Annotated in this window: 21 protein-coding genes; 8 read left to right on the top strand and 13 right to left on the bottom strand. The window is 75.0% G+C overall.

The genetic code is table 11. The features are described from left to right. Positions 1-8: 8 nt before the first annotated feature. The 4 genes from AYX06_RS13025 to AYX06_RS13010 all read right to left on the bottom strand — a co-directional run bounded on the left by AYX06_RS13025 (position 9) and on the right by AYX06_RS13010 (position 3,711). Entirely contained in the window at positions 9-521 is a 513-nt protein-coding gene (locus AYX06_RS13025; protein WP_307725499.1) for a MarR family winged helix-turn-helix transcriptional regulator, read from the bottom strand. Further along, positions 518-1,201: an FMN reductase gene (locus tag AYX06_RS13020; RefSeq protein WP_062736136.1), complete on the bottom strand. Its 684-nt coding sequence runs from the start codon at positions 1,199-1,201 to the stop codon at positions 518-520. The genes AYX06_RS13025 and AYX06_RS13020 overlap by 4 nt, the downstream gene beginning before the upstream one ends. Further along, a complete protein-coding gene (locus AYX06_RS13015) occupies positions 1,198-2,370 on the bottom strand; it encodes an LLM class flavin-dependent oxidoreductase (RefSeq protein ID WP_062736135.1) in 1,173 nt (390 codons plus the stop codon). Before AYX06_RS13015 ends, AYX06_RS13020 begins: the two co-directional genes overlap by 4 nt. Before the next feature lie 201 nt (positions 2,371-2,571). Next, positions 2,572-3,711, bottom strand: a complete 1,140-nt coding sequence (locus tag AYX06_RS13010) for a DUF418 domain-containing protein (RefSeq protein ID WP_062736134.1) — start codon at positions 3,709-3,711, stop codon at positions 2,572-2,574. A 431-nt stretch (positions 3,712-4,142) separates the two neighbouring features. Between AYX06_RS13010 and AYX06_RS13005 the strand changes: the two genes are divergently transcribed. Then, positions 4,143-5,540 carry an 8-oxoguanine deaminase gene (locus tag AYX06_RS13005; protein ID WP_084271770.1) on the top strand — a complete coding sequence of 466 codons (1,398 nt, stop codon included), beginning with the start codon at positions 4,143-4,145 and terminating at the stop codon, positions 5,538-5,540. Positions 5,541-5,719: 179 nt separating this feature from the next. Here the strand turns inward: AYX06_RS13005 and AYX06_RS13000 are convergent, their stop codons facing one another. Beyond that, complete coding sequence (locus tag AYX06_RS13000) at positions 5,720-7,315, bottom strand: nucleobase:cation symporter-2 family protein (RefSeq protein ID WP_062736133.1); 1,596 nt, start codon at positions 7,313-7,315, stop codon at positions 5,720-5,722. A gap of 157 nt (positions 7,316-7,472) precedes the next feature. Beyond that, positions 7,473-7,970, bottom strand: a complete 498-nt coding sequence (locus tag AYX06_RS12995) for a nucleoside deaminase (RefSeq protein ID WP_062736132.1) — start codon at positions 7,968-7,970, stop codon at positions 7,473-7,475. Between the two features lie 566 nt (positions 7,971-8,536). Between AYX06_RS12995 and AYX06_RS12990 the strand changes: the two genes are divergently transcribed. Genes AYX06_RS12990 through AYX06_RS12965 form a run of 6 tightly spaced genes read left to right on the top strand, consistent with a single transcriptional unit; the run spans position 8,537 to position 15,008 of the window. Continuing rightward, the gene (locus AYX06_RS12990; protein ID WP_062736131.1) at positions 8,537-8,824 is read left to right on the top strand and encodes a hypothetical protein; all 288 of its coding nucleotides are present in this window, start codon (positions 8,537-8,539) and stop codon (positions 8,822-8,824) included. After that, the gene (locus AYX06_RS12985; protein WP_062736130.1) at positions 8,821-10,329 is read left to right on the top strand and encodes a xanthine dehydrogenase small subunit; all 1,509 of its coding nucleotides are present in this window, start codon (positions 8,821-8,823) and stop codon (positions 10,327-10,329) included. Before AYX06_RS12990 ends, AYX06_RS12985 begins: the two co-directional genes overlap by 4 nt. Then, positions 10,326-12,707, top strand: coding sequence for a xanthine dehydrogenase molybdopterin binding subunit (gene xdhB, locus AYX06_RS12980; protein ID WP_062736129.1), 2,382 nt, complete (start codon positions 10,326-10,328; stop codon positions 12,705-12,707). Before AYX06_RS12985 ends, xdhB begins: the two co-directional genes overlap by 4 nt. A gap of 1 nt (position 12,708) precedes the next feature. Then, on the top strand, positions 12,709-13,563 hold the full coding sequence (gene xdhC / locus AYX06_RS12975) for a xanthine dehydrogenase accessory protein XdhC (RefSeq protein WP_062736128.1): 855 nt from the start codon (positions 12,709-12,711) through the stop codon (positions 13,561-13,563). Continuing rightward, positions 13,560-14,735, top strand: a complete 1,176-nt coding sequence (locus tag AYX06_RS12970) for a GTP 3',8-cyclase MoaA (RefSeq protein ID WP_062736127.1) — start codon at positions 13,560-13,562, stop codon at positions 14,733-14,735. Before xdhC ends, AYX06_RS12970 begins: the two co-directional genes overlap by 4 nt. 6 nt (positions 14,736-14,741) lie before the next feature. Continuing rightward, positions 14,742-15,008: a MoaD/ThiS family protein gene (locus AYX06_RS12965; protein ID WP_062736126.1), complete on the top strand. Its 267-nt coding sequence runs from the start codon at positions 14,742-14,744 to the stop codon at positions 15,006-15,008. A 40-nt stretch (positions 15,009-15,048) separates the two neighbouring features. Here the strand turns inward: AYX06_RS12965 and AYX06_RS12960 are convergent, their stop codons facing one another. The 5 genes from AYX06_RS12960 to AYX06_RS12940 all read right to left on the bottom strand — a co-directional run bounded on the left by AYX06_RS12960 (position 15,049) and on the right by AYX06_RS12940 (position 21,115). Then, positions 15,049-15,360 carry a DUF6907 domain-containing protein gene (locus AYX06_RS12960; RefSeq protein WP_062736125.1) on the bottom strand — a complete coding sequence of 104 codons (312 nt, stop codon included), beginning with the start codon at positions 15,358-15,360 and terminating at the stop codon, positions 15,049-15,051. Positions 15,361-15,472: 112 nt separating this feature from the next. Then, a complete protein-coding gene (locus AYX06_RS19860) occupies positions 15,473-17,752 on the bottom strand; it encodes a coiled-coil domain-containing protein (protein ID WP_062736124.1) in 2,280 nt (759 codons plus the stop codon). Positions 17,753-18,073: 321 nt separating this feature from the next. Next, positions 18,074-18,721 (bottom strand): response regulator, encoded by a 648-nt coding sequence (locus AYX06_RS12950; RefSeq protein ID WP_084271617.1) that lies wholly within the window; start codon positions 18,719-18,721, stop codon positions 18,074-18,076. Continuing rightward, a complete protein-coding gene (locus AYX06_RS12945) occupies positions 18,715-20,151 on the bottom strand; it encodes a sensor histidine kinase (RefSeq protein WP_062736122.1) in 1,437 nt (478 codons plus the stop codon). The genes AYX06_RS12950 and AYX06_RS12945 overlap by 7 nt, the downstream gene beginning before the upstream one ends. Positions 20,152-20,230: 79 nt before the next feature. Beyond that, complete coding sequence (locus AYX06_RS12940; protein ID WP_062736121.1) at positions 20,231-21,115, bottom strand: lysylphosphatidylglycerol synthase domain-containing protein; 885 nt, start codon at positions 21,113-21,115, stop codon at positions 20,231-20,233. 90 nt (positions 21,116-21,205) lie between these two features. Between AYX06_RS12940 and AYX06_RS12935 the strand changes: the two genes are divergently transcribed. Next, positions 21,206-21,973, top strand: a complete 768-nt coding sequence (locus AYX06_RS12935; protein WP_062736120.1) for a CDP-alcohol phosphatidyltransferase family protein — start codon at positions 21,206-21,208, stop codon at positions 21,971-21,973. Here the strand turns inward: AYX06_RS12935 and AYX06_RS20245 are convergent. Next, a complete protein-coding gene (locus AYX06_RS20245) occupies positions 21,966-22,832 on the bottom strand; it encodes a class I SAM-dependent methyltransferase (RefSeq protein ID WP_147017670.1) in 867 nt (288 codons plus the stop codon). The two genes, AYX06_RS12935 and AYX06_RS20245, sit on opposite strands and share 8 nt — an antisense overlap. Then, positions 22,829-23,026, bottom strand: a 198-nt coding sequence (locus AYX06_RS20240) for a hypothetical protein (RefSeq protein WP_198161402.1), incomplete at its 5' end; no start/stop codon positions are given. The genes AYX06_RS20245 and AYX06_RS20240, both read right to left, overlap by 4 nt.

The raw sequence follows: 23,026 nt of genomic DNA, 5'->3' as shown, positions 1-23,026 counted from the left end.
GAACCGGGTCAGGAGGGGTCCACCTTCCGCGCGAGGCGCTCCATGATGGCGTGCAGCCGCTGCGCGTCGTCGCCCTCCAGGACGTCGAGGAACAGCTCCTCGACGTCGCGGGCGTGGGCGGGCCGGAGGCGGCGGAAGGCGGCCAGCCCCTCGTCGGTGAGCTCGGCCTCGAGCCCGCGCCTGTCCTCCGGGCACGGCCGGCGCCGCACCCACCCGCGCTTCTCCAGCACTCCGATCTGGTAGCTGAGCCGGCTCGGGGAGAAGACCAGCCGCTGGGCGAGCTCCCCCATCCGGAGGCGGTGGTGGTCCGCGTCGCGCAGCAGCAGGAGCACCTGGTAGTCCATCAGCGAGCAGCCGTGCTCCTTCAGCCGGGTCTCCAGCTCGGTGGTGAGCCGGGCGGAGGTCTCGAAGAACAGCTGCCACACGTCCCACGGGCGCCCGGCCGCGCCCCGGTCGGGCGCGGCCGGGTCGCTCACCGGCGGGTCGCTGACCGCCCGGTCGCTGACTGCCCGGTCACTCACTGTCCGGTCCGGGCGAGCAGGTCGGCGAAGTCCGGGACGTCGGCGAACACGTCGTCCCGCAGCGGTTGCGCTTGCCCGGCCGGCGTGTCCCCGGCGCCCGGGGCGCGGCCGGGTGCGAGCTGCGCCGCCAGGTGCGCGCCGGCGCGCCGGATGCGCGCCGGGAGCTCCTCCCCGGCCCAGTCCTCGGTGGCCGCGTAGACCCCCAGGGGCAGCACGAGCGCCTTGAGGTAGGCGAAGAGAGGGCGCAGGGCGGTGTCGAGCATCAGCGAGTGCCGCGCGGTGCCCCCGGTGGCGGCCACCAGCACCGGCAGGCCCTCCAGCGCGTCGTCCTCGACGAGGTCGAAGAAGGACTTGAACAGCCCGGCGTAGGAGGCCTTGAAGGTCGGGGTGGCCGCGATCAGCGCGTCCGCACCGGAGACCGCCTCCAGCGCCTCCCGCAGGTCCGGGGCGGGGAAGCCGGTCAGCAGGTGGTCGGTGATGGCGTGGGCCAGCGGGCGCAGGTCCACGCGGGTGATCCGCACCGGTGCCGGGCCCAGCGCGTCGCGGGTCGCCTCCGTGAGCCGGTCGGCCAGCAGCCGGGTCGAGGAGGCGTCGGACATCCCGGCCGAGACCACGACCAGGTGGACCGGGCGGGCCGCTCCGGGAGTCGAGCCCGCCCGTGGCGGCGTGTGCGTGCTCATCGACGGGCCTCCTGTCCGGCGCGGTCGTCCTGTCCGGCGCGGGCCCGTCCGGCGGGCGAGTCCGCGGCACCGCCGGGCACCGGGTCCTGACCGGCGCGGTGGCGGGCCACCAGCGAGGCGTGGGTCGGCGCCTCGGGCACGTGGGCCGGCTTGAGCGCGGCGAACTCCCGGCGCAGCACCGGCACGACCTCCTCGCCCAGCAGGTCGATCTGCTCCAGGACGGTCTTCAGGGGCAGGCCCGCGTGGTCGATGAGGAACAGCTGGCGCTGGTAGTCGCCGGCGTAGTCACGGAAGGAGAGGGTCTTCTCGACCACCTGCTCCGGGGTGCCGACGGTCAGCGGCGTCTGGGCCGTGAAGTCCTCCAGGGAGGGACCGTGGCCGTAGACCGGGGCGTTGTCGAAGTAGGGCCGGAACTCCCGCACCGCGTCCTGGGAGTTCCGCCGCATGAACACCTGCCCGCCCAGCCCCACGATCGCCTGGTCGTAGGAGCCGTGGCCGTAGTGCTCGTAGCGCTGCCGGTAGAAGTCGACCATCCGCCGGGTGTGCTCGACGGGCCAGAAGATGTTGTTGTGGAAGAACCCGTCACCGTAGTAGGCGGCCTGCTCGGGGATCTCGGGCGAGCGGATCGACCCGTGCCAGACGAAGGGGGCCACGTCGTCGAGCGGGCGCGGGGTCGAGGTGAAGCCCTGCAGGGCAGAACGGAACTTCCCGTGCCAGTCGACCACGTCCTCCCGCCACAGCCGGTGGAGCAGGTTGTAGTTCTCGACCGCCAGGGGGATGCCCTGGCGGATGTCCTTGCCGAACCACGGGTACACGGGGCCCGTGTTGCCGCGGCCCATCGTCAGGTCCACCCGCCCGTCGGACAGGTGCTGGAGGTAGGCGTAGTCCTCGGCGATGCGCACCGGGTCGGTCGTGGTGATGAGCGTCGTGGCCGTGGACAGCAGCAGCCGCTCGGTCTGCGCCGCGACGGCGGCCAGCAGGATGGGCGGGTTCGCCGGGGCCACGAACGGCGGGTTGTGGTGCTGGCCGGTGGCGAAGACGTCCAGCCCCACCTCCTCGGCCTTCTTGGCGATCTGGACCGTGGCCCTGATCCGCTCGTGCTCGGTGGGGACGCGCCCCGTGGTGGGGTCCTCGGTGACGTCCCCGATGGTGAAGATGCCGAACTGCATGTCGCCCTCCTGGTCTCCCGCGGCACCCGTGTCGGTGAGCACCGCAGGTTCTACAAATTTGAACCATCCGGTACAAGCCGGGGCCGCGCGAGGTTATTCCCCGGTCCGGGTCCCTGACGGAGACCGCCCCGGGATCCGGTTGGCCGAGGTCGATCTCCGCCCTGGTGAGCGCAGCCCGCGGCAGCCCGCCCTGCCCGGCACTCACGTCCGGTGGGAGCGGTGGAGCACGGCCCGGCGGGTCGCCTGCACGCTCGCGTCGACCACCTGCTCCAGCGGGCCCCGGCCCCGCGCCCGGTGCCAGCGCAGGGCGACCAGCGCCGTGACCACCAGGTGCACGAGGTACCAGAGGGAGGACTGGTCGTCGCGAGCCTCGAAGGACAGCGCCACCAGGTGGGCGGTGTACAGGGTCAGGCCCACCGCGCCCATCGCCGCCAGCGCCGGCAACCATGCCCCGGACGTCCTGGAGATCAGCAGGCAGCCCCCCAGCACCAGCAGGCCCACGCCCAGGCCCGGCACGATCGCCCACAGCGGGCCGGCGTGCGAGGTGGCGACCGCCGGCCACCACACGGAGTCGGTGGGCCAGGCGACCAGAGGCCACATCGGCATCCTGCCCAGTGGGTCCTCGCCCATCCCCCGGGTCGCCGGTCCCTGGCCGTACCCGCCGGCAGCGTGGAGCAGGAAGGCAGTGGTGCGGTCGACGAGCACCACCCCCGCCCCCACCGCCAGCAGACGGACCTGGATTCCTCTGTCGCGCAGGCGCACCCGCCCCAGGCCCAGCCCGACCAGCAGACAGGTGAGGTGCGGCAGGGCCGGATAGGTGCCGGTCAGCAGGAGCTGTGCGAACGTCCCCGCGGGTCCGTCCGCCACGCCGGCGAACGCGGACCCGGAGGACGTGTCCGCCGGCAGGAGCGCCGTCAGCGCCTGCACCGGCAGCGGAGCCACGACCCAGCAGACCGCCGCGCCGGCGAACAGTGCCGTCGCGGACAGGTGCAGGAACGGGATCGCCAGCAGGCAGAGCAGCCCGTAGTAGACCAGGACGTCGCCCGCCGGGACGTCTTCGGGCAGCAGCGCCCCGACCCCCAGGCCCAGCCCGGCGACCAGCACCGCCCGCACGGCCGCCCCCACCCGGTCGGCGGCCAGCCACCGGCCCGCGTGCGGGAACCGGCCCCCGGAGCCGAGCGCCAGTCCCACACCGGCCAGCAGGGCGACCAGTGCCGCCGCAGGCCCCGGGTGGAGGAGGGACGACCAGGCCGGCCCCGGGAGTCCGTCGTCGCCGGGCAGCATCGGTCCCGACACCAGCCCGATCAGCACCAGCCCGCGGGCCGCGTCGAGACCGGCCACCCACCCCGGGGACCTGTGGGCACTGCCCGTGGCACCCGCCGGGGCGGATCCTTCCGTTCTGGCCGTCCAGCTCATGGGTCCCCCGATCTCCCTGGCCCGCCCCGCTGTCCCGAGGGGCCGGATCCGGGCCGTGTCCGGGGCCCCCGCCCCGGGACCATGGTGTGCTCAGGATTCCCGCCGCACTTTGCGCCCGGGTTGCGCAATTCTCAAGATTCCATGAAGACCTGCGCGCCCCGCCTGCACGGCGCCACCACCGCAGCCACCTGCTTGTCGGGCAGCGCGCACCGGTGTTAAGGTCGCCGGGACTGCAGGAGCGGTCTCCTGGATCAGCAGACAGGACCTCACTGAGCTGGCGGCGCCGCGTGCCGCCCTCGGAAGGACCCGGGGCCACGGCGCCGGGAACGAGACCCTGCGACCGATCGGAGCACCCCGTGCACCCCCACACCACCGACCCCGGCTCCCGCCTGCTGTGGCTGCGCGACCCCCTGGCCCTGTACACCGGCGAGGACGCCGGCGAGGACACCACCGAGCGGACGGCCGGCGGCGTCGTGGTGGACACCGCCTCCGGCACCGTGGTGGAGCTGGTCCCCGCCGGCGGCGTCCCGGCCGCGCCGTGCGCGGTCCTCGACGCCCGGGAGCACGTGGTGGTGCCCGGGCTGATCAACACGCACCACCACTTCTACCAGACGCTCACCCGGGCCTGGGCGCCCGTGGTCAGCGTCCCCCTGTTCCCGTGGCTGCGGGACCTCTACCCGGTCTGGGCGCGGCTGCGCCCCCGCGACCTGCGGCTGGCGACCACGGTGGCGATGGCGGAGCTGCTGCTGTCGGGCTGCACCACGGCCGCCGACCACCACTACCTGTTCCCCGGCGGCATGGAGGACTCGATCGACGTGCAGGTCGAGGCCGCGCGCAGCCTCGGCATGCGGGCCGTGCTCTCCCGCGGGTCCATGAGCCTGGGCGAGCGCGACGGCGGACTGCCCCCGCAGCACACGGTGCAGGAGGCGGAGGTCATCCTCGCCGACAGCGCCCGGCTGGTGGACGCCTACCACGAGCGCGGCGACGGCGCCCGGACCCAGATCGCCCTGGCCCCGTGCTCCCCCTTCTCGGTCACGCGGGAGATCATGCGGGACACCGCCGTGCTGGCCGGCGAGCTCGACGTGCGGCTGCACACCCACCTGGCCGAGACCGTCGACGAGGAGGACTTCTGCCGGGAGCGCTTCGGGCTGCGCACGGTCGACTACCTCGAGTCCGCGGGATGGCTCACCGACCGGACCTGGCTGGCCCACGGCATCCACTTCGACGACGCCGAGCTGGCCCGTCTGGGCGCGGCCGGGGTGGGCGTGGCCCACTGCCCCACGTCCAACATGCGCCTGGCCTCCGGGATCTGCCGGGCCGTGGAGCTCGAGGACGCGGGCTCCCCCGTGGGTCTCGGCGTGGACGGGTCGGCCTCCAACGACGCCTCCAACCTGGTGCTGGAGGCCCGTCAGGCCCTGTACGTGCAGCGGCTGCGCTACGGGGCCGAGGCCGTGACCCCGCAGCGCGCGCTCGGCTGGGCCACGGCCGGCTCCGCGCGCCTGCTCGGCCGCCCTGACCTCGGCGCGCTGCGCCCGGGCGCCCAGGCGGACCTCGCGATGTTCCGGCTCGACGGGCTGCGCTTCTCCGGGGCCCACGACCCGCTCTCCGCGCTGCTGCTGTGCGGTGCCGAGCGGGCGGACCGGGTCATGGTGGGCGGGCGCTGGCTCGTGGAGGACGGCGCGATCACCGGCCTGGACGTGGAGGCGCTCACGGCCGAGCACACCGCGGCGGCCCGCCGTCTGGTGCATGCCTGAGACTCCCGGCGCGCGGTGCCGGCGAGGACGGGTCGCCGGCCCGGTGACGGCGGGCTGATCGGGCGCGGACCGGCCCGGGCGCCGTCACCGCAGTGTTCCGCCCCCGACCGGCGGCGTGCCGGGCGGGGGCGGAACACCCCGGGCCGGGGCCCCGGGAGGCCGGTGCCGACCGGCGGTGCTCAGGCCGTCGCGTCCTTCGCCGCGAGGATCGTCCGGATCTGGCCCGTGTGGGTGATCTCCCCGTCGTCGATCATTCTCCGGACGTCGTCGAAGTGGTGCTCCGCCACGACCGCCACCTCGGTCCCGTCGCTGTCCACCACGGCGCCGTTCTGGATCCGGTCGCCCTCCCGCAGGTGCGCCAGGGTGTCCGCCCGGACGACCCGGACCGGTGCCGCCGCGACGGCGGACTGGTGCTCGGAGTTGCCGGCAGCCAGTTCGTTGAACAGGAGGTTGAGCGCGATGGCCACGACCGCCGCGGCGCTGATCCCCGAGCCGAGGATGGTCTGGGTCCAGGAGGGGAAGCCGGCGTAGAACTGGGGCGCCGCCACCGGGATGAGACCGAAGGCGAAGGCGACCGCCACGATGACGAGGTTCATGGAGTGGTTGAAGTCCACCTTGGCCAGTGTGCGGACCCCGGACGAGGCCACCGTGCCGAAGAGCACGATCGACGCCCCGCCCAGCACCGGCGTCGGGACGGCCGCGACGACCTCCCCGATGACGGGGAACATGCTCAGCCCGACCATGATGATCCCCGCCGCCGTGACCACGAAGCGGCTGCGGATGCCCGTCACCGCGACGAGGCCGACGTTGGCGGCGAAGGCCGTCTGGGTGAACGAGTTGAGCAGCGGCGCCCCGGCGGAGGAGAGCATGTCCGCCCGCAGGCCGTTGGCCACCCGCCGGGAGTCCACCTCGGCCCCGGTGATCTCGCCCACGGCCAGGATGTCCGCCGTGGTCTCGGTCATCGTCACCAGCACCACGATGAGCATCGAGATGATCGAGGCGATCTCGAAGCTCGGCGGGCCGAAGGCCAGCGGCGTCGGGAAGGTGACGATCCCGCCCTGCCCCACGCCGGAGAAGTCGACCATCCCCATCGCGGCGGCGATCGCCGTGCCCAGCACGAAGGAGAGCAGGATGGACAGGCGCGAGATCATCCCCACGCCCACCTTGGAGAGCACCAGCACGATGAGCAGGGTGATGCCGGCCAGCGCCAGGCTGCGGGGGTCGGCGGCGCCGCCCTCTCCGCCGCCGGCGGCCCAGGTGATCGCCACCGGCAGCAGGGAGATGCCGATGACCGTGATGACCGTGCCCGTGACCACCGGCGGGAACAGCCGCAGGACGCGGGAGAACGCACCGGCGAGCAGGAAGCCCACCACCGAGGAGACGAGGACGGCCCCGAAGATCGTGGTCAGGTCGCTGCCCCCGGCGAGGATGGCGAGCATGGGGGCCACCCCGGCGAAGGAGACCCCCTGGACCAGCGGCAGCCGGGAGCCGAGATAGGGGGCCCCGAAGCTCTGCAGGATCGTGGCGATCCCGCCCATGAGCAGGCAGGAGCTGATGAGCAGGGCGATCTGCTCGCCGGAGACGCCGGCGGCCTGCCCGATGATGAGGGGAACGGCGACGATGGCCCCGTACATGGTGAGGACGTGCTGGAAGCCGTAGGCGGTGGTGCGCCCCAGCGGGAGCTTCTCGTCCTCGGGGCCGGGTGCCGGTCGCGCCGGGCGGTCGCGGCGGATCCGGTGGTCGTGGTCCTGGTGGCCAGATGCGGTCGATGACATGGCAGGAGCCTCCTTCAGCGCGCAGGCGTCGGCACTGCGGCGCAAGGTCCGGCGATCCTCTGTTTTTCCCGGGCCGCCCGTGGCGGGCGGATTCCCCGTGAAGTGTCCAGATCTGATGGTCCCGGTGGGAGCCGACCGGGGCGGCGGGGTGCTCGGCTCAGTACGCGGTGCGCCGGTCGTTGCCGGCCCAGGCCTCGAACGGTTCCGTGCGCGTGGCGAGGGCGACGTGGCGGACGGGCAGGGCCCGGTCCCGCTCCTGCGCGCCCTGGGCGAAGAACTCGTGGAACTGCGCGTCGTCGAAGCCGCCGGCCGCCGCGTCGTGGCGGTCGGCGGCGAAGTACACCGCGTCCAGCCGGGCCCACAGGGACGCCGACAGGCACAGCGGGCAGGGCTCGCAGCTGCTGTAGAGCACGGCGCCGCTGAGGTCGAAGGTGCTCAGCTCGCGGCAGGCGCGGCGGATGGCCATGACCTCCGCGTGCGCCGTGGGGTCGTGCTCCGCGGTCACGCGGTTGACGGCGGGGAACTCCCGCCCGTCGGCGGTCACGACGACGGCGCCGAACGGCCCGCCGTCGCCTGCGGCGCTCTCGGCCGCGAGATCGACGGCCCGTTCCAGGTGGGTCCAGGTGCGCGGAGCGGCTTCGTGGATGGTCGACATGATGCTCAGGTCCTCACGGATCGTGGGTGGACCCGTGCCACGGCTTGTCCGTCGGCGGGCCCGCCCGGCTGTCAGATCATGCCCGGTAGATAGCCCCGGTCGACCGGGGCCCGCCATTGGCTGAGGCCAACGTAGAGCAGCTCGACGTGATCTACAACACATCGTGGAAGAATTCTTCCATGTTCGTGCATGACTCCGTGCGGCGGACAGGCTGTTGCGGCCGCACGGCGCCGTGATTATGGTGTGAGACAGCCCACGGCGGGTCCTCAACGGACTATCTACCGGGCGAGCAACCACGAATCGCACTGGCCCGCCGCCAGAGAGCTCCCGGTACCCCAGGGGAACCACCTGACTCCACGTCGCGGCCAGTGGCCCGCATCGAGGAGTTCACCGCCATGATCGACACCGCGCCGCCGCCCGGTCACCACGGCCCCGTCCGGAGGTGGCCGGCAGACCGGCGCCCGGCGTGGGCGGACACCGGCCGGGCCGGCATCGACGCCCCTCACCGGCACCCTGTCCCCGGGTCTGCGGACCCGCGCGCCGCGAGGAGCACCTCGCCGGCACCGATGGGTTCCCGCCGGGCCGCGTCGTCGAGCGGGTCGCCCGTCGCCGCCGTGGCCCTCGCCGGTCCCGCGACCCCCGGTGTGCCCGTGGTCCTCGGTGTGCCCGTGGTCCCCGCGCGGACCGAGGCCGCCGTCACCCGGTCCGCCGCCGCCCGGTCGCCCCGGACGCCGGCCGCCCGGCCGCCCGTCCTGCCGGCGCAGGCCCCGCAGCACCCGAGCGCCGAGGGGCGGCCGTCCCGTGCCCGCCGGCAGAACCCTTTCCGCGAAGGCATGGAGGAGCACGAGGCATGAGTGAGATCCGAGTGACGGTCAACGGTCGGACCCGGGACGGTGCCGGGGTCGGCCCGCACACCCGGCTGCTGGACTGGCTGCGCGGCGAGGGGCTGACCGGCGCCAAGGAGGGCTGCGCCGAGGGCGAGTGCGGTGCCTGCGCGGTGCTCGTCGCCCGCCCGGACGGCGAAGGCAGCCGGTGGACCTCGGTCAACGCGTGCCTGCCCCCCGCCGCCGCCTTCGACGGCCAGGAGGTCGTCACCGCCGAAGGGCTCGGCGCCGCGGGCGGCACCGGCACGCCGGCCGCTCTGCACCCCGTCCAGCAGGAGATGGCCGTCCGGGGAGGCTCCCAGTGCGGCTACTGCACCCCCGGCTTCGTCTGCTCCATGGCCGCCGAGTACTACCGCCCCGAGCGCGAGGCGCCCGGCGCGTCCGCCGAGGCCCGGACCGGCACCGAGGTCACCGGCGAGGAGCACGCGGCCGGCCACGAGTGCGGGCCCAACGGCTTCGACCTGCACGCCCTCAGCGGCAACCTCTGCCGCTGCACCGGCTACCGGCCCATTCGCGACGCCGCCTACGCGCTGGGCGCCCCCGCCGAGGCCGACCCGCTGCTGCGGCGCCAGGACCGGCCCGCGCAGCCGGCCCCGCCCACCCGGGTGGAGGCCGGCGGCGCACGGTTCGTCCGCCCCGGCTCCCTGGAGGAGCTCTTCGAGCACCTCGAGGACACCCCGGAGGCCCAGCTGGTCGCCGGTTCCACGGACGCGGGCGTGGGCGTCAACATCCAGCACGCCCGCCCGCCGCTGACCCTGGCGGTGGACCGGCTCGAGGAGCTGCGCACGCTCGAGGTGGGGCCGGAGCGGGTCGAGATCGGGGCGGCCCTGAGCCTGTCCGAGGTCGAGCGCGGCCTCGCCGGGCGGGTGCCGCTGCTGGGCCAGCTCTTCCCGCAGTTCGCCTCCCGCCTGATCCGCAACGCCGCGACGTTCGGCGGCAACCTCGGGACCGGCTCGCCCATCGGGGACTCGGCCCCGGCGCTGCTGGCCCTGGGCGCGTCCGTGGTGCTCGCCTCCACCGGGGGCGAGCGCGAGGTGCCCCTGGACGAGTACTACACCGGATACCGGCAGAGCGTCCGCCGCCCCGGGGAGATCATCCGCGCCGTGCGGATCCCGCTGCCGCAGGCCCGGCACAGCGCGTTCCACAAGATCGCCAAGCGGCGCTTCGACGACATCTCCAGCGTGGCCGTCGGCATCGCCGTGCACGTGGAGGCCGGCACGGTCACCTCCGCGCGGATCGGCCTGGGCGGCGTGGCCGCCACCCCGATCCGCGCGCACGGCCCGGAGCGCATCCTCGGCGGCGCGCCGTGGAACCGCGACACGGTCCTGGCCGCGGCGGCCGCGCTGGCCGGCGAGGGCACCCCGATCGACGACCACCGGGCCAGCGCCCGCTACCGCTCCGCCATGCTCGAGCAGGCCCTGCTCAAGTTCTGGGCGCAGAACGTGCCCGCTCCCGACCTGGAGGTGTCCCGATGACGTCCCTCGCCGACCGCCCCGTCAACCCCGTGGTGGGGGTGCCCGTCGCGCACGAGAGCGCCGCCCAGCACGTCACGGGCACGGCCCTGTACACGGACGACCTGATCGTGCGCCACCAGGACGTGCTGCACGCCTGGCCGGTGCAGGCCCCGCACGCCCACGCCCTCGTGCGGCACCTGCGCCCGGCACCGGCCCTGGCGGTCCCCGGCGTGGTCCGGGTGCTCACCGCCGCGGACGTGCCCGGGGTCAACGATTCCGGCACCAAGCACGACGAGCCGCTGTTCCCCTCCGAGGTCATGTTCCACGGGCACGCGGTGTGCTGGGTGCTGGGCGAGACGCTGGAGGCCGCCCGGCTGGGCGCCGAGGCCGTCGAGGTCGACTACGAGCCGCTGCCGTCGCTGGTCACCGTGGCGGAGGCCGTCGAGGCCGGAAGCTTCCAGGGCGGGCAGCCCACCGTCAGCCGCGGGGACACCGCCACGGCGCTGGCCGCCGCCGCCCACCGCTTCAGCGGGGAGCTCGAGTTCGGCGGCCAGGAGCACTTCTACCTCGAGACCCACGCCTCCTTCGCCTACGTCGACGAGGGCGGGCAGGTCCTGGTGCACTGCAGCACCCAGCACCCCACCGAGACCCAGGAGATCGTCGCCCACGTCCTGGGCCTGCACAGCCACGAGGTCACCGTGCAGTGCCTGCGCATGGGCGGCGGGTTCGGCGGCAAGGAGATGCAGCCGCACGGCTACGCCGCCGTCGCCGCCCTCGGGTCGGTGCTCACGGGACGGCCGGTCCGGCTGCGGCTCAACCGCACCCAGGACATCACCCTGTCCGGCAAGCGCCACCCGTACCACGCCCGGTGGGAGGCCGGTTTCGACGAGGGCGGTCGCCTGCAGGCCCTCGAGGCCACCGTCACCAGCGACGGCGGGTGGAGCCTGGACCTCTCCGAGCCCGTGCTGCAGCGCACGCTGTGCCACATCGACAACGCCTACTGGATCCCCAACGTGCAGGTCCACGGGCGGATCGCGAAGACCCACAAGACCTCCCAGACCGCGTTCCGCGGCTTCGGCGGGCCCCAGGGCATGCTGGTGATCGAGGAGGTGATGGGCCGCTGCGCCCCGCTGCTCGGGGTGGACCCCACGGAGCTGCGCCACCGCAACCTCTACGTCCCCGGCCAGTCCACCCCCTACGGCCAGCCCGTCCGGCACGCCGAGCGGCTGCGCACCATCTGGACGCAGCTGCTCGGCCGGGCCGAGGTCGAGCGCCGACGCGAGGGAATCGCGGCGTTCAACGCCGCCCACCCCGACACCAAGCGGGCGCTCGCGGTCACCCCCGTGAAGTTCGGCATCTCGTTCAACCTCACGGCCTTCAACCAGGCCGGCGCCCTCGTGCACGTCTACAAGGACGGGTCCGTGCTGATCAACCACGGCGGCACCGAGATGGGGCAGGGCCTGCACACCAAGATGCGCCAGGTCGCGGCCACGGCCCTGGGCGTGCCCCTGGAGACGGTCCGGCTCGCGCCCACCCGCACCGACAAGGTGCCCAACACCTCCGCGACGGCCGCCAGCTCCGGGGCGGACCTCAACGGCGGGGCCGTGAAGAACGCCTGCGAGCAGATCCGCGGCCGGCTGGCCGAGGTCGCCGCCCGCAAGTTCGACATCCACCCCGACGACGTCCGGTTCGTGGACGGCACGGTGACCGGCATCGGCTTCCACGACCGGCAGATGTCCTTCGCCGAGCTCGCGCACGACGCCTACTTCCAGCGGATCTCGCTGTGGGCGGCCGGCTACTACCGCACCGAGGGGCTGCACTGGGACGGCGCCCGGATGCAGGGCGAGCCGTTCAAGTACTTCTCCTACGGCGCCTCCGTCTCCGAGGTGGAGGTCGACGGGTTCACCGGCGCCTACCGGCTGCTGCGCACCGACATCGTGCACGACGTCGGGGACAGCCTCTCCCCGCTGATCGACGTCGGGCAGATCGAGGGCGGCTTCGTGCAGGGGGCCGGCTGGCTCACGCTCGAGGACCTGCGCTGGGACGTCTCCGACGGCCCGCACCGGGGCCGTCTGGCCACGCAGGCGGCGAGCACCTACAAGCTGCCGAGCTTCTCGGAGATGCCCGAGGAGTTCAACGTGCACCTCTTCGAGCAGGCCACCGAGAGCGGGGTCGTCTACGGGTCCAAGGCCGTGGGGGAACCGCCCCTCATGCTGGCCTTCAGCGTGCGCGAGGCGCTGCGGGAGGCGGCGGCCGCCTTCGGTCCCGGCGGCCGGAGCGTCGGGCTCGCCAGCCCGGCCACCCCGGAGGCGGTGTTCTGGGCGGTCCAGGAGGGGCGCCGTGCCCTGACCGTCGACGCGGAGAGGCCTCCGGCGCCGGCCACCACGGCGGCGCGCTGACGTGGACTGGCTGGACGCGCTGCAGCACCTGCGCGCGGCGGGCGCGCCGGGGGTGCTCGCCACCGTGACGGAGGTGCGCGGGCACGCCCCCCGGGAGGCCGGGGCCAAGATGGTCGTGGCCGGGACCGCCACGTGGGACAGCGTGGGCGGGGGCAACCTCGAGGCCACCGTGGTCGAGCGGGCGCGCGTCCTCCTCGCCACCGGGGCCACGGTCCCGGAGACGCTGACCTTCTCGCTCAACGAGCACGCCGCCGTCGAGCACGGACGGCAGTGCTGCGGGGGCGTGGTCACCGTCCTGCTCGAGCCCCAGGGCTCCCGGCCCGCGGTGGCGGTGTTCGGCATGGGACACGTGGGGCACGAGCTCGCCCGGGTGCTGTCCCGGCTGCCCCTGCACCTGCACCTGGTGGACAGCCGGGAAGGCCAGCTGGACGCCGCCCGGCTCGCCGACGTCACCGACGGGACCGCGCAGGTCCACCTCCACCACAGCCCCGTCCCGGAGAACGTCCTGGCCGGGCTGCCGGCCGGAGCGCACGTGCTGATCATGAGCCACGACCACGCCGAGGACTTCGTGCTGTGCGACGCGGCGCTGCGCCGGGGCGACCTGGGCACCGTGGGCCTGATCGGCTCCCGGGCCAAGTGGGCCCGCTTCCGACAGCGCCTGCGCGCGGAGGGGCACCCGGAGAGCACCGTGGACCGCATCACCTGCCCCATCGGGCTCCCCGGCGTCCCCGGCAAGGCCCCCGCGGTGATCGCGATCAGCGTCGCCGCGAGCCTGCTCCGGGACCTCACCGGCGCACCGGCGGCAGCGCCCGCGGGCCTCAGCGGGCCGGGCGCGACCACCGAGGCGGTGACATGAGCGTTTCCCTGGGCATTCCGCAGGTCCGCAGTGCGGGACCGGCGCCCAGTCCCGCCCCGCCCCGGGCGGGACTGGTGGACCGGCACGGGCGGCGGGCCACCGATCTGCGGCTGTCGGTGATCGACAAGTGCAACCTGCGCTGCACCTACTGCATGCCCGCCGACGGGCTGCCCTGGCTGCCGGCCTCCCAGCTGATGAGCCCGGCCGAGATCACCCGGATCGTCACCGTGGGGGTGGACCGGCTGGGGATCACCGAGCTGCGCCTGACCGGTGGGGAACCCCTGGTGCGCGGTGACCTGGAGGAGATCATCGCCGCGGTGCGCGCCACCCACCCGGACCTGCCGATCTCGCTGACCACCAACGGCATCGGCCTCACCACCCGCGCGCCCGCCCTGGCGGCGGCCGGGCTGAGCCGGATCAACATCTCCTTGGACTCCCTGGACGCGGCCACCTTCCGCGCCCTGGCCCGCCGGGACCGGCTGGCCCAGGTGCTGGCCGGGGCCGAGGCCGCCGCGGCGGCCGGGCTGACCCCGGTGAAGATCAACGCGGTGCTGATGGCCGGGATCAACGACCACGAAGCCCCCGGCCTGCTGGCCTGGGCGCTGGAGCGCGGCTTCGCGCTGCGCTTCATCGAGCAGATGCCCCTGGACGCCGACCACGGCTGGACGCGGGAGGAGATGGTCACCGCCGCCCAGATCCGGGCCCGGCTGGCCACCCGGTTCCGGCTGAGCCCGCACCCGGGGGCCCGCGACGGCGCCCCGGCCCAGCTGTGGGACGTCCACCCCGGCCCCGCGACCTCCACCGGGGCCGGGACCACCGGGACCGGCGCGGCCCCCGGCGGGACCACCGGGACCGGGGACGACGCCGGGGGCGGGGCCGGGAGCGGGCCGCTGGGCACGGTGGGGATCATCGCCTCGGTCACCGAGCCCTTCTGCGCCGACTGCACCCGCACCCGGATCACCGCCGAGGGGAGGATCCGCTCCTGCCTGTTCTCCCACCAGGAGGTCGACCTGCTGGAGCTGCTGCGCGCCGGGGCCACCGACGCGCAGCTGGCCGAGCGGTGGCAGGCGGCGATGTGGGTCAAACCCGCCGCGCACGGGATGGACCGCCCCGGCCTGGACTCTCCCGACTACGTCCAGCCGGCCCGCTCGATGAGCGCGATCGGCGGCTGAGCGGGGGTGCTGATCCGCTACTTCGCCGCCGCCCGGGCCGCCGCCGGCACCGACACCGAGGTCCTGGACCTGGGTCCGGGCGCCCTGTCGCGCCGGGAGGTCGAGCAGCGTCTGGTGCTGCGCCACCCCGACCCTCCGCCCGGGCAGCCCCCGCTGGCCCAGGTGCTGGCCCGCTCCAGCTTCCTGCTCGACGGGGTGGCCTGCCCCGACCCGGCCACCGTGCTCACCGACACGTCCGTGCTCGACGTCCTGCCGCCCTTCTCCGGCGGATGACCCCCACGACCACCCCGGAACCGGGCCCGGCGACGACCGGTCACCGCGGAGGCCGGGAGCCCGCACGGATCGCCAGCGCGATCAGGGACCGCCCCAGCGCAACGGTCGCCGCCGGGGTGTACTCGCTCGAGCCGATGAGGACGTAGGGACCGTCCTCCGCGCCGCTGTCCGGGTCGACGGACAGGCACAGCTGCGCGGTGACGCCCTCGGCGACGGTCAGCGGTTCGCCGACGTGGACCCAGTCCTCCTCCCCGAGCTGCTCGCCGTGCCGAGCGACGCACCAGCCCGGGCAGAGCCGGCCGGGGCTGCGCCGGTCGTCGTCCGTGCGCTCCATCTCGACACCCTGGTGCACGGGACCCTCCTTCCGCGCTGCTCGGGCGTGGCCTCCGGCGCCGGCGGGTCGCGGATCGGACGATCCGCGACCCGCCGGCGCCGGCCTGCCGGACGCCCCGGTGGGCGGGCGGTCAGGCGGCGCAGCCGCCGAGTGCGATCGTGCCGTCGATGGCCTTGATCTGCTGCTGCACCTTCCCCAGCTGTGTCGCCAGATCGTTCACGACGGCCGTCTGGGCGGCGATCGCGTCCTTGTTCTGCTTCTTCACGGCCTCCAGGTCGCGGAGCTTCTTCTGCGCCGCGGTGACCTGCCCGTCCAGCGTCACGGCCTGCGCCTGCAGCGTCTTCAGCTGCGTCTCCGCCGCGGTGACCGCCTCGTCCGTCCTCTGCAGCTCGGCCAGGAGCGGAGCCACGCGGCCCTGCAGGCCGAGGACCTCGGTCTCCTTCGCCGTGATCTGCGTGTTCAGCGCGGTCACCTGGGCCACGAGGGCGTCCATCTCCGTGGTGAGCGCGGTGATCTCGCCCTGCTTGGTGGCCACCGCCCCGGCGGCGTCCTCGGCGGCCGCCTTCAGGGCGGGCAGCTCTGCCCGGAGTTCCTGGAGCTTTGCCTCCTGGGCTGCCACGGCCGCTTCTGCGGCCTCGAGCGCTCCCGCGGCCGCGGCCAGGTCGTCCTGCAGGCCGGCCAGCACCGTCTTCTGGTCGGTGATCTCCTGCTGGGCGGCCTCGACGTCCTGCGTGAGACCCGGCAGGGCGGCCTGGAGGCCCGCGACGAGCTCCTCCTGCTCCGTGACCGCTGTGGTCGCGGCGGCGACCGCGTCCTGCAGCCCCGGGAGCTCCTCCTCCAGCCCGGTCAGCTCGGCCTCCTCGGCCGCCACCGCTGCGCCGGCGTCGGTCACGGCGGTCCGGAGCCCGGGCAGCTGTCCCTGCAGGGTGGTGAGCTCGGCCTGCTTCGTGGCCACCGCGGTGTCGGCGGCGGTCAGCGTGGCCTGCAGCGGGGCGACCTGCCGCTGCAGGGCGGCGCTCTCCCCCTGCTTCGCCGTCAGCTGCAGGGACAGGGTGTCCACCTGCTTCTGCAGGGTGGTCAGATCTCCCTGCAGACCGGAGATCAGCGTGTTCTTGTCGCTGATCTGCACGGTCAGGGTGCTCACCTCGGTCCGGTACTGGGCGATGAGGGCCTCCCGTTCCTTCCTGGTCTGACCCTCACCCTTGATCTCCTCCAAGCGGGCGATCTCCCGGTCCAGGAACGTCTTCCGCTCCTGCAGCGTCGTGAGCTCGTTCCGGGCCTGCGTCAGCTTGGCCTGGGTGGCGGTGACGGCGCTGCCGGTGGTGTCGAGCTGCTGCTGGAGCGCGGTGATCTCGGCGCCGGTCGCCGCGAGCTTCGCGTCGTTGGCGGCGGCGGCGTCCGCGGCGGCCTTCGCGGTGGCCCCCAGGGCGGCCAGCGCGGCCTCAGCCTCGGCGATCTCCGCCTGCTGGGCGGCCAGCGCGTCCGCGGCGCCCTGCGCGGTGGCCTGCGCCGCGGCCAGGGCGTCCTTCGCCCCGGCGATCTCCGCCTCCTGGGCGGCCAGCGCGTCCGCGGCGCTCTGCGCGGTGACCTGTGCTGCGGCCAGGGCGTCCTTCGCCTCGGTGATCCGGCCCTGCTGGGCGGCGAGCGAGTCCTGGGCGGCGGCGCCGCCGGCCTCCAGCCGCTGGAGCTCCGCCTCGGCCTCGGCGACGGCAGCGCTCGCCCCGTCCACGGCGGTGGCGGCCTCCGCGGCGCCCGTGCCCAGTGCGGCCAGCCGCCCTTCGGCGTCGTCGACCTCCCGGTTCGCGGTGGAGAGGGCGGCGTCGGCCTGCTCGGCGGCCTCCTCCAGCGTCCCCAGTTCGGCCTGGGCGGCGTCGATCTGCTTCTGCTGCCCCGCGGCCTCCGCGGTCGCGCCGGCGGACTGCTCCACCAGGGCGTCGAGCGCCCGCTGACCGGCCTCCAGGTCCGCCTCCAGGGGTGCCAGCCGCTCCTGCAGGGAGGTGCGCTGCTGCTGCAGCTCCGCGAGGGCCTCCTCGGCGGCGGCCACGGCCGCCGCCGCCTCGGCCTGCGCCGTGACCAGGGCGGCGTGCTCGTCCTCGGCCTTCTTGATGTCGCCGTCGATCTGCGCGTCCCGGACGTCGAGCTCGGCCAGGCCCTTCTCCTGCGCGGCGATCTTGGCGGTGAGCTCATCGGCGGTCCTCACCAGTGCCGCCTTCTCCGCCTGCAGCGTGGCGATCCGCTCCGCGTTCTGCTTCGCGGCCGCCTTCAGCAGGCCCTGCTGGACCGTGCCCCGGTGCGCCGCCTGGTTGACGACGCCGTTGCACACCCCGCCCGTGCTGGACGACGGCGCGGCGTGCGCCGGGGCGGCCACGGCGATGCCGCCGAACACGGCGGAGATCGCCAGGGCCGCCACGCCGCCTGGTTGACGACGCCGTTGCACACCCCGCCCGTGCTGGACGACGGCGCGGCCGGCTCCACGCCGGAAGGCCGTAGCGGACGGAGCAGCAGGAGTACGTGCGAAAGACATGGTGGATCCCCCGGATTCTTCGGCCCGCTCCCCCTGAGCGGGTCCCCGCGAGAAGTCTGCGGCACGTCGAGCGCGCTGCGACCGACGTCCGCGTTCAAATGCATAAACACCAGGCCGAGGAGAGCCGATCTCGCGTTCAAATGCCTGAACGTCGGCGACCGGCCACCGGACCGCTTCCCACGGGAGAACGGTGCCCGGGGACGGGCCCTACTCGCCCTTGAGCACCCGGAACGCGCTCTCGCGGTCCTTCACCCGGAGCTTGCGCAGGACCGTGGACACGTGGACCCGCACCGTGGTCGGGGACACGAACAGCTTGCCCGCGACCTGCTCGGTGGACCGTCCTTCGGCGAGCAGCTCCATGACCTCCCACTCGCGCGGAGTCAGCTTGGCCGCGGCCTCGGATCTCCGCCGGAGGACCCGGCGGCCCGGCGCGCGGAACTCGTCGAGCACGCGCGCCACGAGCGCGGCGGGCATCGCGGCCTCACCGTTGAGCACGCCCCGCAGGGCACCGGGCAGGGTCGCGGGGTCGGCGTCCTTGAGCAGGTACCCGGAGGCGCCCGCCCGCAAGGAGTCGAAGAGGTCCTCGTCCTCACGGGACTGGGTGAGCATCACGATGCCGGTGCGGGGAGCGCTGCGGGCGATCTGCTGGGCGGCCCGGATGCCGCTCCCGGGCATGTGGATGTCGAGCAGGACCGCGTCGGGCCCGTGCTCGGCGACGAGCCGGACGGCGTCCTCGGCGCTGGCGCCCTCTCCGGGCACCTCGCAGCCGCCCGCCTCCAGCGCCTCGCGGATCCTCGCCCGCATCCGCGCGTGGTCGTCGGCGATGACCACCCGCATCCGGTCGTCGTCTACCACGTCACCGTCACCGTGCTTCCTCCGCCGGGTTCCGAGTCGATCTCCAGGGATCCGGGCAGCCCCCGCGCCCGGTCCCGCATGCTGATCAGGCCGTAGCCCGCAGGGGCCCCGGTCGCGCGGAGGACGTCGAACCCGTCGCCGTCGTCCCGGACGACGAGGCGGCGGCGGTCGCCGTCCCGGCTCAGCCGCAGGCACAGCCTGCCGGCGTGCCCGTGGCGCACCGCGTTGGAGACCGCTTCCCGGGTGATGCGCAGGATCGCGTGGCGCTGAGCGCCGTCGGCGTCGACGGAGTCGTCGACGTCCACCTCCAGCTCCACCCGGTACCTCCGGGCCAGCTCCCTCGCGGTCCGGTGCAGGGTGGACCCGAGTGCTTCGTCCTCGTCGTGCCCCAGGGCGTGGACGGCGGCGCGCGCCTCGTCCAGACCCCGGTCCGAGGCGGCCATGATGCGGTTCCTCGAGGGGTGCTCCTGCGGCAGGGCGTGGCTCTCCATCCGGATCAGCGACAGTTCCTGCACGACGCCGTCGTGCAGCTCGCGGGCGAGCCGCCGCCGGTCCTCCAGCACGGCGGCCCGGGAGGCCGCGGTCCAGTACTCCCGGATCTCCCGGCCGGCGCCCACCAGCAGGAAGAGGTAGAAACCGGTCCGGAACACGTCACCGGCATAGAGCCAGTCCGTGTACAGCGAAGGGAACAGGACGTAGTTGACGCGGGCGAACGCGGCGAGCGCGCACGCCGGGCCCAGCCAGCGCAGCAGGGAGTCCTCGTGCTCCGCGGCCTGCGCCGTGAAGACGAGGGAGGCCACGAAGAAGCACAGCGCCGCCACGCCCTGCCCGGCCAGCAGGAGGGGGTGGCCGGTGAGGATCGCCTGCGGCGTCTCCGCGAGGGCCCCGGGCCGGTCCAGGGCCACAGGCAGCGAGGACCTGACGGCCCACAGCGCGGAGAAGGTCGCCGTGGCGAGCACCAGGGGCACGCCCACCACCCACAGCTCGGAGCTGAACGGGGCGTCCCGCCGGGGCCCCACCAGGGCGGCCGCTGCGACGAGCGCCGCCCCCAGAAGACGCAGCGCCAGCGGCAGCCAGACGTCCAGGGTCCCGGCCGGACCGAGCCCGCTCGCCTCGACCGTCCAGGCCAGGCCGATGCCGGCGATCACCAGGAGCACGAGCCCCTGGGCGAGCAGCAGGTCCTGCCACTGCCGTCGGCGCACGAACCGCCCGTGCAGGAGATACGCGACGAGAAGGGCGACACAGGCATCGACCGAGTCCAGCACCAGGTGCGCGGAAGGACTGTGGTAGCCGAACAGGACGTCCGGGCTCCAGACCACGAGTCCGGTCCCCACGATGCCGGCGGCCCACCCGGCGATCGTCGGCCCTGCGGCGCGCCGCAGACGGGTGTCCCCGGAGCGGGCAGCGGGGAGCACGGTGGGGGGGCGCATGGGTCGGATTGTAGGCGGCGTCCAGGCACCGGCCGGGGGTCGAGCAGCGCGTGTCGCCACCTGCGGCCTCGAGGAGCTCCTAGGCCGGGATGCGTGGGACCGGCAGGAGCCAGCGGGCCAGGACCACGGCCCCCGGCAGGGCGGAGATCAGGGCGAGCAGGCCGTAGCCGAGGGAGATCGCGAAGCCCGTCGCGGCGGGCAGACCGTGGGCCATCGCGGCCAGGGTCGTGATCCCCTCGCGCGGGCCCCAGCCGCCCACGCCCACGGGCACCGACATGCCGGCCAGGCCGAGCACCGTGGTTCCCCACAGGTCCGGCAGGGGCGCCTGCGGAGCGGTGCGCAGGGCCGCCAGCAGGAACAGCCCCTGGTAGCAGGCCCACGCCAGCACGGACAGGCACCACACGGCGGCCCGGTCCCGGGCCGGGGACCCGCTCGTGGCGCGCCAGGCGATCGCCCCCACGGCGAGGGCTCCGGCGCCGAAGGCCGCGGCCACCCAGGGCCCGACCGCCAGGGCCGGGACGACGCCGGCCGCGAGGAGCACGGAAGTCCCGGCCAGCCGCTCGCCCACCACGGAGCCCCCGGCCCCGGGCCAGGTGTCCCCGCGCCGGCGCCGGCGCAGCACCCGCACCGCGTCCCCGGTCACGCCGCCGGGCAGCAGGAGGTTGACGAGTCCGGCCGCCCAGCACTCGCCCAGGGCCTCGCGGAAACCGATCCGTGCTCCGCGGCTGCGGGCCACGAGCCGCCACCGCTGGGCCTGGGCCGCGGTGGCCACGAGCCCGGCGAGCAGCGCCAGGACCACGGTGAGGGGGCTGAGCACGCCCACGGCGCTGCGGGCGGACTCCGTGCCGAGGGTCCGGAAGAGCACCGCCAGCAGGACGAGCCCGGTCACCGCCTGCGCGACCGCCAGCAGGATCCGGCGCAGGGGACCTCGCCCGCGGCGCGGGGGTGCGGTCTCGGCGGGCATGGGCGCAGTCTAGCCACCGCCTGGGGCGCCCGGATTGACGGGGCGGGCGCTCCCGCCCAGGATGAAGACCCCGACCCGGGAGGCGACCGCATGCCGCTGGCCCGCTCCACCGCGTCCGGCCCCTCGGCCCGCCGGGACGGCCTCCTGGCCTTCGCGGGACTCGGGGCCGGACTCGTCGCGCTCGGTGCGGCCACGCAGGCGCCGGCCGCCGTGCTGGGGGTCTCCGCCCTGCTGGGCCTGGCGGTGCTGGGTGCGGTGGTGCGCAGCACGCTGCGCCGCCGCGCCGAGCCCTACGGGCCCGCCGACCGCATCACGGTGGCGCGCTCGGTGCTGGTCGCCCTGTGCGCGGCGCTGCTGCCGGTGGGACTGACGCCCGTGCTCGCGGGTCCGGCGCAGGGTCCCGCCGAGGCCTGGTGCTGGGCCGTGGTCGCCGTCGCCCTGCCCGCCTGGCTGCTCGACGGGATCGACGGCCGCGTGGCCCGCCGCACCGGCACCACCACCCGTGCCGGGGCGCGGTTCGACCAGGAGGTCGACGCCGCGCTGCTGCTCGTCCTCGCCCTGGCCGTGGCCGCCCGGCTCGGCCTGCCCGGGGCGTGGTGGGTGCTGCTGATCGGCGCGCTGCGCTACCTGTTCCTGCTGGGCCTGCGGGCCCGGCCCGCCTGGCGCCGCCCGCTGCCCTTCTCGTCCTACCGCCGGGTGGTGGCCGGGATCCAGGGCGGGGTGCTGCTCGGCGCCCTGGTCCCGCTGATCCCCCTGCCGCTCGCCGCCGCGGCCACGGCGGCGGCCCTGGCCCTGCTCCTGGTGTCCTTCGGGCGGGACGTGCTGTGGCTGGAACGGAACGCCCGCGGACTCAGCTGACGGACGGCAGGGCGAGCACGTCCGCGTGCCCGACCGTGGCCCGCAGCCGTCCCCGGGCACAGTCCACCAGGCGGGTCCGCAGCCAGGCGTGCGCCTCGGCGGTGAGGTCGGGCCGGTGCTCCACGGCGGCGTCCGCACGGTCGGTGAGGAACCGCTCCAGGAGGGGCCGGGCCCACGGCTGGTCGGAGATCCACCAGGGGGTGGGGGTCACGTCCACGACCATGCCGTGCTCGCGCAGGGCCTCCGCGGCCAGCCGCACGGCCTCCGTGCCGGCGAGCTCGCCGCGGTGCTGGTGGTCCTCGAAGGCCCCCAGCACCGAGGGGTCCAGGTGGTGGGGCGGGTCGATCAGGACCTCGCCGTCGACGGTCAGGGCGAGCAGCGCCGGGACCGACTCCTCGGCCAGCACCCGGGCCAGCTCCCGCACCTGCTCCCGGGTCAGCAGGTCGAGCAGGGCGGAGCACGTCACGAGTCGCCGGGCCGCCGGATGCTCCGAGAGCACCCGGCCGAGCTCCTCGATCCCGGCGAGGACGGGCACGACGTCGGCCCCCTCCTCCCGGGCGGCGGCCACGGCCTGCTCGAGCAGCTCGCGGTCGTGGTCGAGCAGGACCCAGCGCTGGGGGCTGGGGAGGTGGCGGGCCAGCCAGGCCCGGTTCGCGCCCGTCCCGGCGCCGAGGTCCACGACCACGACGGTCTCGGTGCCCGCGGCGCCGGGGTCACCGCCCGGCGGCAGCTCCTCCCAGTGCCGGACGAGACGGGCGATCAGGGGCAGGGAGTCCTCGCGGGCCGCGGCGTCGGCGGGCTCGCGCAGGGCCAGCCAGTCGCCGGCGACGGGCCGGTGGGGTGCGGAGTGGTTCGTCATGACGGTCTCCTGGTTCGGTGGGTGGCAGTGTCGTGGCCGGCGGCGTGGCCGGCGTCGTGGCCGGGGGCGTGCTCGGCGGCGTGGCCGACGGTGTGCTCGGCGGCGTCCGGCCGGGCGAGGGGACGCCCGATCGCCGTGAGGACGTCGCGGGCGGTGTCCTCCCAGCGGCGCAGGCGCTCGCGGCGGGCCAGCGC

Source organism: Kocuria turfanensis, from assembly GCF_001580365.1.
Taxonomy (GTDB): domain Bacteria; phylum Actinomycetota; class Actinomycetes; order Actinomycetales; family Micrococcaceae; genus Kocuria; species Kocuria turfanensis.
Note: the sequence above shows the minus strand (reverse complement) of the source record. Positions and strands in the feature narration are given on the sequence as shown.

Coding starts and splice junctions, on each gene's coding strand:
- AYX06_RS12940 (WP_062736121.1), bottom strand. CDS start 21,115: ATGCCCGCCGAGACCGCACCCCCGCGCCGCGGGCGAGGTCCCCTGCGC.
- AYX06_RS12970 (WP_062736127.1), top strand. CDS start 13,560: ATGAGCGTTTCCCTGGGCATTCCGCAGGTCCGCAGTGCGGGACCGGCG.
- AYX06_RS12935 (WP_062736120.1), top strand. CDS start 21,206: ATGCCGCTGGCCCGCTCCACCGCGTCCGGCCCCTCGGCCCGCCGGGAC.
- AYX06_RS13015 (WP_062736135.1), bottom strand. CDS start 2,370: ATGCAGTTCGGCATCTTCACCATCGGGGACGTCACCGAGGACCCCACC.
- AYX06_RS12945 (WP_062736122.1), bottom strand. CDS start 20,151: ATGCGCCCCCCCACCGTGCTCCCCGCTGCCCGCTCCGGGGACACCCGT.
- AYX06_RS13000 (WP_062736133.1), bottom strand. CDS start 7,315: ATGTCATCGACCGCATCTGGCCACCAGGACCACGACCACCGGATCCGC.
- AYX06_RS12995 (WP_062736132.1), bottom strand. CDS start 7,970: ATGTCGACCATCCACGAAGCCGCTCCGCGCACCTGGACCCACCTGGAA.
- AYX06_RS12990 (WP_062736131.1), top strand. CDS start 8,537: ATGGGTTCCCGCCGGGCCGCGTCGTCGAGCGGGTCGCCCGTCGCCGCC.
- AYX06_RS20245 (WP_147017670.1), bottom strand. CDS start 22,832: ATGACGAACCACTCCGCACCCCACCGGCCCGTCGCCGGCGACTGGCTG.
- AYX06_RS12985 (WP_062736130.1), top strand. CDS start 8,821: ATGAGTGAGATCCGAGTGACGGTCAACGGTCGGACCCGGGACGGTGCC.
- AYX06_RS13020 (WP_062736136.1), bottom strand. CDS start 1,201: ATGAGCACGCACACGCCGCCACGGGCGGGCTCGACTCCCGGAGCGGCC.
- xdhB (WP_062736129.1), top strand. CDS start 10,326: ATGACGTCCCTCGCCGACCGCCCCGTCAACCCCGTGGTGGGGGTGCCC.